Here is a 6,000-nt window from a genome sequence, read left to right as displayed (position 1 = left end):
GTCAGGCCGCGGGGGGTGGCCGGGGTCTTGCCCCCCCCCCCCCGGCCGCGCCGCCCAACCCGCCGCCCCGGGGGGGGGGGCCGCCGCCCGCCGCGCGTGCCCGACTGCCCTGACCGCCCCGATCCCTCCCGCCGCGCGGGGCCAGACCGCCCTGCGCCGCCGGCCCTACCCTGCATCCGGCCGACGCCCGCCCGACAATCGGCTGAGATAGCCGCAATTCCCCCCTCTTTTCCGCCCATCGGGCTCGGCCCGGATGCCGAACAATGCATGCTACGAGACATCACGCACGCATTCACATGGCCTCCACGACCGCAAACCCGACCGCCGACAAGCCGGCTTCGTCCGGCAAGTTCAAGCGCATTGCGCTCATCGCCGTCATCGCGCTGGGCGCGGCGGCCGCCGCTGCCGGCGGCATGTACGTGTTCCTGAGCAAGGAAGGCGTCGGCCATGCGGGCGCGCCCGCCGCGCCGCCGCCGCTCGCCGTGCCGGTGTTCTTCCCGCTCGACCCGCTGACCGTGAACCTGCAGTCCGACGACGGCGCGCAGCACTACCTGCGCGTCGGCCTGTCGCTGAAGCTCACCGATCCGAAGGCGCAGGAGCAACTGACCGCGCGGATGCCGGAGATCCGCAGCCGGATCCTGCTCGCGCTGTCGAACAAGCATCCCGAGGATCTCGCGACGCCGGACGGCAAACGTACGCTCGCGAAGGAACTGCGGGAGCTGATCGAGCAGCCGACGCAGCCGGGCAACCAGCGCGCGAAGGTTGACGACGTGCTGTTCACCGAGTTCGTCGTCCAGTAACGCGGCCGCGAAAGGAGCGCGTATGGGTCACCAGGAGTTCATGTCCCAGGAGGAGGTCGATGCCCTCCTCAAGGGCGTCACGGGCGAATCCGATTCGGTCGACGAGCAGCGCGACACGTCGGGCGTCCGCCCCTACAACATTGCGACGCAGGAGCGGATCGTCCGCGGCCGGATGCCCGGCCTCGAGATCATCAACGACCGCTTCGCGCGCCTGCTGCGGATCGGCATCTTCAACTTCATGCGGCGGACGGCGGAAATTTCCGTCAGCCAGGTGAAGGTGCAGAAGTACAGCGAGTTCACCCGCAACCTGCCGATCCCGACGAACCTGAACCTGGTGCACGTGAAGCCGCTGCGCGGCACGTCGCTGTTCGTGTTCGACCCGAACCTCGTGTTCTTCGTCGTCGACAACCTGTTCGGCGGCGACGGGCGCTTTCACACCCGCGTCGAAGGCCGCGATTTCACGGCCACCGAGCAGCGGATCATCGGCAAGCTGCTGAACCTCGTGTTCGAGCACTACACGGTCGCCTGGAAGAGCGTGCGGCCGCTGCAGTTCGAATTCGTGCGCTCGGAGATGCACACGCAGTTCGCGAACGTCGCGACGCCGAACGAGATCGTCATCGTCACGCAGTTCTCGATCGAATTCGGGCCGACCGGCGGCACGCTGCACATCTGCATGCCTTACTCGATGATCGAGCCGATCCGCGACGTGCTCAGTTCGCCGATCCAGGGCGAAGCGCTCGAGGTCGACCGCCGCTGGGTGCGGGTGCTGTCGCAGCAGGTGCAGGCCGCCGAGGTCGAGCTGAGCGCGAATCTCGCCGAGATCTCGTCGACCTTCGAGAAGATCCTGAACCTGCGCGCGGGCGACGTGCTGCCGCTGGAGATCGAGGACACGATCACCGCGAAGGTCGACGGCGTGCCGGTGATGGAATGCGGCTACGGAATTTTCAATGGTCAATATGCGCTGCGCGTGCAGAAGATGATCAGCGCGGGCGATTCGATGAAGGAAGGTGGATATGAGTGAGCTGAACCAGACGCCCGAAGACGACGCGCAAGCGATGGCCGATGCGGCCCTCGCGGCCTCGGCCGCCGCCGCGCAGGCGGCCCCGACCCCGGCCGCGGCGGAAGAGGATCCCGGCCTGGACGACTGGGCCGCCGCGCTGGCCGAGCAGAACCATCAGCCGGTGCAGGCGGGCGCGACGGGCGCCGGCGTGTTCCAGCCGCTGTCGAAGGCCGCGGCAAGCTCGACGCACAACGACATCGAGATGATCCTCGACATCCCGGTCAAGATGACCGTGGAGCTCGGCCGCACCAAGATCGCGATCCGCAACCTGCTGCAGCTCGCGCAGGGTTCGGTGGTCGAGCTGGACGGCATGGCCGGCGAGCCGATGGACGTGCTCGTGAACGGCTGCCTGATTGCCCAGGGCGAAGTGGTGGTCGTCAACGACAAGTTCGGCATCCGCCTGACCGACATCATCACGCCGGCCGAACGCATCCGGAAGCTGAATCGGTGAAAGCAGTCATGTCCGGCCGCCGCGTGCGCGTCGCTTGCGCGGCGGCTTCGGCCGTCGCCGCGTCGCTTGCCTGCGCGCCGGCCGGCGCCGCCGACATGAACGCGGTGAACAACCCCGGCTCGATCGCGTCGAGCGTGATGGTCGGTTCGGCCGCGCCGTCGCTCGGCATCGGCGCGGTGCTGCAGACGCTCGTCGGGCTCGCGGTCGTGATCGGCCTCGTATTCGCCTGCGCGTGGCTCGCGCGCCGCTTCGGCTTCCAGCCCGCGCGGCGCGGCGGCCCGCTGAAGGTGGTCTCGAGCGTCGCGGTCGGCGCGAAGGAAAGCGCGACGATCGTCGAGATCGGCGACACCTGGCTCGTGCTCGGCGTCGCGCCCGGCAACGTCAGGCTGCTGCATACGCTGCCGGCCGGTTCGGCGGCGGCCACGGCTTCGGCGCCGGCCGACGCACCCGCCGGCGCGGCACCGTCCGAAGGCGGCCTGCCCGGCACGTTCGGCTCGCGGTTTCGCGACGCACTCGCCGGCGAAGCCGCGAAACGCCTCGGTCGCGACAAGGACCGCTGACATGGCGGCGCGCCCTCTTTCCGTACCCGCATTCCGATGAAACACGAATTCCTGCGTCGCGCGGCGCGCGTCGCGCCCGTGCTGATCCTCTGCCTCGCCCCCGCGCTCGCCCTCGCGCAGGCCAACGGCCTGCCCGCGTTCAACACGAGCCCGGGCCCGCACGGCGGCACCACGTATTCGCTGAGCGTGCAGACGATGCTGCTGCTCACGATGCTGTCGTTCCTGCCGGCGATGCTGCTGATGATGACGAGCTTCACGCGCATCATCATCGTGCTGTCGCTGCTGCGCCAGGCGCTCGGCACCGCGACGACGCCGCCGAACCAGGTGCTCGTCGGCCTCGCGATGTTCCTCACCTTCTTCGTGATGTCGCCGGTGCTCGACCGCGCGTACAACGACGGCTACAAGCCGTTCTCCGACGGCTCGATGCCGATGGAGCAGGCCGTGCAGCGCGGCGTCGCGCCGTTCAAGACCTTCATGCTGAAGCAGACCCGCGAGACCGATCTCGCGCTGTTCGCGAAGATCTCGAAGGCCGCGCCGATGCAGGGCCCCGAGGACGTGCCGCTGTCGCTGCTGGTGCCCGCGTTCGTCACCAGCGAGCTGAAGACCGGCTTCCAGATCGGCTTCACCGTGTTCATCCCGTTCCTGATCATCGACATGGTCGTCGCGAGCGTGCTGATGTCGATGGGGATGATGATGGTGTCGCCATCCACCGTGTCGCTGCCGTTCAAGCTGATGCTGTTCGTGCTGGTCGACGGCTGGCAGCTGCTGATCGGCTCGCTCGCGCAGAGCTTCTCGTAAGTGGCGGAGGAATACGCGCGATGACGCCCGAACAAGTCATGACCCTTGCGCACCAGGCGATGATGGTCGGCCTGCTGCTCTCCGCCCCGTTGCTGCTGGTCGCGCTCGCGGTCGGCCTCGTCGTGAGCCTGTTCCAGGCCGCGACGCAGATCAACGAGGCGACGCTGTCGTTCATCCCGAAGCTGCTCGCGGTCGCCGCGACGCTGGTGATCGCCGGCCCGTGGATGCTGACGACGATGCTCGACTACCTGCGGCAGACGCTGCTGCACGTCGCGACGCTCGGCGCCGGCTGAGCCGCGCGCATTCGCACGATCCGGCGGCGATGTTCTCGGTTACCTACGCGCAGCTCAACGGCTGGCTCACCGCGTTCCTGTGGCCGTTCGTGCGGATGCTGGCGCTCGTCGCGACGGCGCCCGTCGTCGGCCATGCCGCGGTGCCGGTGCGCGCGAAGATCGGCCTCGCCGCGTTCATGGCGCTGGTCGTCGCGCCGACGCTCGGCGCGATGCCGGACGTGACCATGTTCTCCGCGCAAGGCATCTGGATCCTTGTCACGCAGTTCCTGATCGGCGCCGCGATGGGCTTCACGATGCAGATCGCGTTCTCGGCCGTCGAGGCGGCGGGCGACTTCATCGGGCTGTCGATGGGGCTCGGCTTCGCGACCTTCTTCGATCCGCACACGAGCGGCGCGACGCCCGCGATGGGCCGCTTCCTGAACGCGATCGCGATGCTCGCGTTCCTGGCGGTGGACGGCCACCTGCAGGTGTTCGCCGCACTCGTCGCGTCGTTCCAGTCGCTGCCGGTATCGGCCGACCTGCTGCACGCGCCCGGCTGGCGCACGCTCGCCGGGTTCGGTGCGACCGTGATCGAGATGGGGCTGCTGCTCGCGCTGCCGGTGGTCGCTGCGCTGCTGATCGCGAACCTCGCGCTCGGCATCCTCAACCGCGCGGCGCCGCAGATCGGCGTATTCCAGGTCGGCTTTCCCGTGACGATGCTCGTCGGGCTGCTGCTCGTGCAGCTGATGATTCCGAACCTCGTGCCGTTCGTGTCGCACCTGTTCGACATCGGGCTCGACGCGATGGGGCGGGTACTGATCGGCTGGCGGTGATGCGTAGGTGATTCGTCACGAGATCGGGGGCCGCCTCGGCCAATTCATCGCGATCTCGTATCGATTCAGGGCGCATTCGTCCGGCTAAATGGCGACGATTCTGCCGATCGATCCAGAAATGATTCGATCGTCAGATGACGATACTCGCCAGCGTGTTGCGAGCAGCATGGGCGGTGGCGACGACCAAGAACGGACGGCCGCCGGGGTAATCACGCAGCACGAACGCTGTTGCGAAAATCAGGCCGCCCCATAAGGCAACTGTCACGTACAGGACGCTGTAGCCGTGCGTTGCACCGAACACAAGCGTTGAGGCACCAATGGCCGGCCAAACGCTCGCTCCGAATGCGCGGCGAATCAACCGAATGGGCAACCACTGGAAAAGAAATGTTTCCACTATCGGCGCAACGAGTGAGCCGACAAGCAGGCGAGTCAGTAGGTCGTGCCGCATTATTTCCGGTAGTGCACCGGACGATGGGCCAAACGGGAGTTCGAATACGAATTGGGCACCCCAGACGACAATGCCGGAAACGTACGTGAGAACCCAAGTCAGAAATGCCGAAACGAGCGCCGGGCCGCGCGAGATAATGCGAATCACGCTGCTGCCAAGACAATTTTCCATTGCGATTCATCAATCATTAAAAAGGAATTTTTTAGATAAAATTCCATCAATGAAATTCTCGAAAAATGTGACGCTTGAGGTTCGCTGACAAACCTCGAGACGGCCTCTGCCTGGCTCTCCAAAGTGAACGGCGCCACCAAAGTGTCGATAAAATAACTGGATTTTATATTAAAATTAATCATGTGAATTCACCTCCAACAATGTCGCCTCACCATCCCGCATGAATTCTTCGATTGGTCAGGGAAAAGGATGATATTTACAGGGGTGAGCCAAATGCTCCAGGCTCTTGTTTGAACAATAGTCCTAAGTAAACTGCCGAATCTGTAGCAAAACATCCATTTTTTGTGGATGACGCTGCTTGCCGAAAGCAGGCCAGGCGTTGACCGCCGCCAACGTCGGCACGCTAGTGCCGCGGTTGCGCCCGTCCAGGCTTGTCAAACTGTCGATGTGTTTGCTGGTGATTGTGTTTCGCTCCGACCGGACTACCTCGGCGCGTTCCTGTGCAACAACGCGCACGCCGATGCTTTGCCCGGCGTGCCGCTATTTCCGCTCGGCGCTCCGTCGCATCGCACCGTTCGCAAGCCTGCCGGCACCCGTCCGAAATTGG

At 65.8% G+C, this 6,000-nt stretch carries 9 protein-coding genes; 7 read left to right on the top strand and 2 right to left on the bottom strand.

What is annotated here, in order from left to right; translation table 11 throughout:
• The first annotated feature begins 263 nt into the window (after positions 1 to 263).
• From fliL to fliR, 7 genes are read left to right on the top strand one after another with little or no spacing between them, the layout of a single operon-like run.
• A complete protein-coding gene (gene fliL, locus GQ57_RS35720) occupies positions 264 to 800 on the top strand; it encodes a flagellar basal body-associated protein FliL (protein ID WP_052001606.1) in 537 nt (178 codons plus the stop codon).
• Positions 801 to 822: 22 nt separating this feature from the next.
• Positions 823 to 1,821: a flagellar motor switch protein FliM gene (gene fliM / locus GQ57_RS35715; protein ID WP_031397135.1), complete on the top strand. Its 999-nt coding sequence runs from the start codon at positions 823 to 825 to the stop codon at positions 1,819 to 1,821.
• The gene (gene fliN / locus GQ57_RS35710; protein ID WP_031397136.1) at positions 1,814 to 2,311 is read left to right on the top strand and encodes a flagellar motor switch protein FliN; all 498 of its coding nucleotides are present in this window, start codon (positions 1,814 to 1,816) and stop codon (positions 2,309 to 2,311) included. Before fliM ends, fliN begins: the two co-directional genes overlap by 8 nt.
• 8 nt (positions 2,312 to 2,319) lie before the next feature.
• Positions 2,320 to 2,871, top strand: a complete 552-nt coding sequence (gene fliO / locus GQ57_RS35705) for a flagellar biosynthetic protein FliO (protein WP_031397137.1) — start codon at positions 2,320 to 2,322, stop codon at positions 2,869 to 2,871.
• 36 nt (positions 2,872 to 2,907) lie between these two features.
• On the top strand, positions 2,908 to 3,669 hold the full coding sequence (gene fliP / locus GQ57_RS35700) for a flagellar type III secretion system pore protein FliP (RefSeq protein ID WP_031397138.1): 762 nt from the start codon (positions 2,908 to 2,910) through the stop codon (positions 3,667 to 3,669).
• A gap of 20 nt (positions 3,670 to 3,689) precedes the next feature.
• Entirely contained in the window at positions 3,690 to 3,962 is a 273-nt protein-coding gene (fliQ, locus tag GQ57_RS35695) for a flagellar biosynthesis protein FliQ (RefSeq protein ID WP_031397139.1), read from the top strand.
• 29 nt (positions 3,963 to 3,991) lie between these two features.
• Positions 3,992 to 4,774 (top strand): flagellar biosynthetic protein FliR, encoded by a 783-nt coding sequence (gene fliR / locus GQ57_RS35690; RefSeq protein ID WP_034200362.1) that lies wholly within the window; start codon positions 3,992 to 3,994, stop codon positions 4,772 to 4,774.
• 130 nt (positions 4,775 to 4,904) lie between these two features.
• Here fliR and GQ57_RS35685 read toward each other — a convergent pair whose 3' ends face one another.
• Together GQ57_RS35685 and GQ57_RS42620 are read right to left on the bottom strand one after the other, a co-directional pair.
• Positions 4,905 to 5,393, bottom strand: a complete 489-nt coding sequence (locus GQ57_RS35685; RefSeq protein ID WP_031397141.1) for a CPBP family glutamic-type intramembrane protease — start codon at positions 5,391 to 5,393, stop codon at positions 4,905 to 4,907.
• The gene (locus GQ57_RS42620) at positions 5,366 to 5,575 is read right to left on the bottom strand and encodes a hypothetical protein (protein WP_152603443.1); all 210 of its coding nucleotides are present in this window, start codon (positions 5,573 to 5,575) and stop codon (positions 5,366 to 5,368) included. Before GQ57_RS42620 ends, GQ57_RS35685 begins: the two co-directional genes overlap by 28 nt.
• Positions 5,576 to 6,000 lie beyond the last annotated feature (425 nt).

Source organism: Burkholderia sp. MSh2, from assembly GCF_000731655.1.
Classification (GTDB): domain Bacteria; phylum Pseudomonadota; class Gammaproteobacteria; order Burkholderiales; family Burkholderiaceae; genus Burkholderia; species Burkholderia paludis.
Note: the sequence above shows the minus strand (reverse complement) of the source record. Positions and strands in the feature narration are given on the sequence as shown.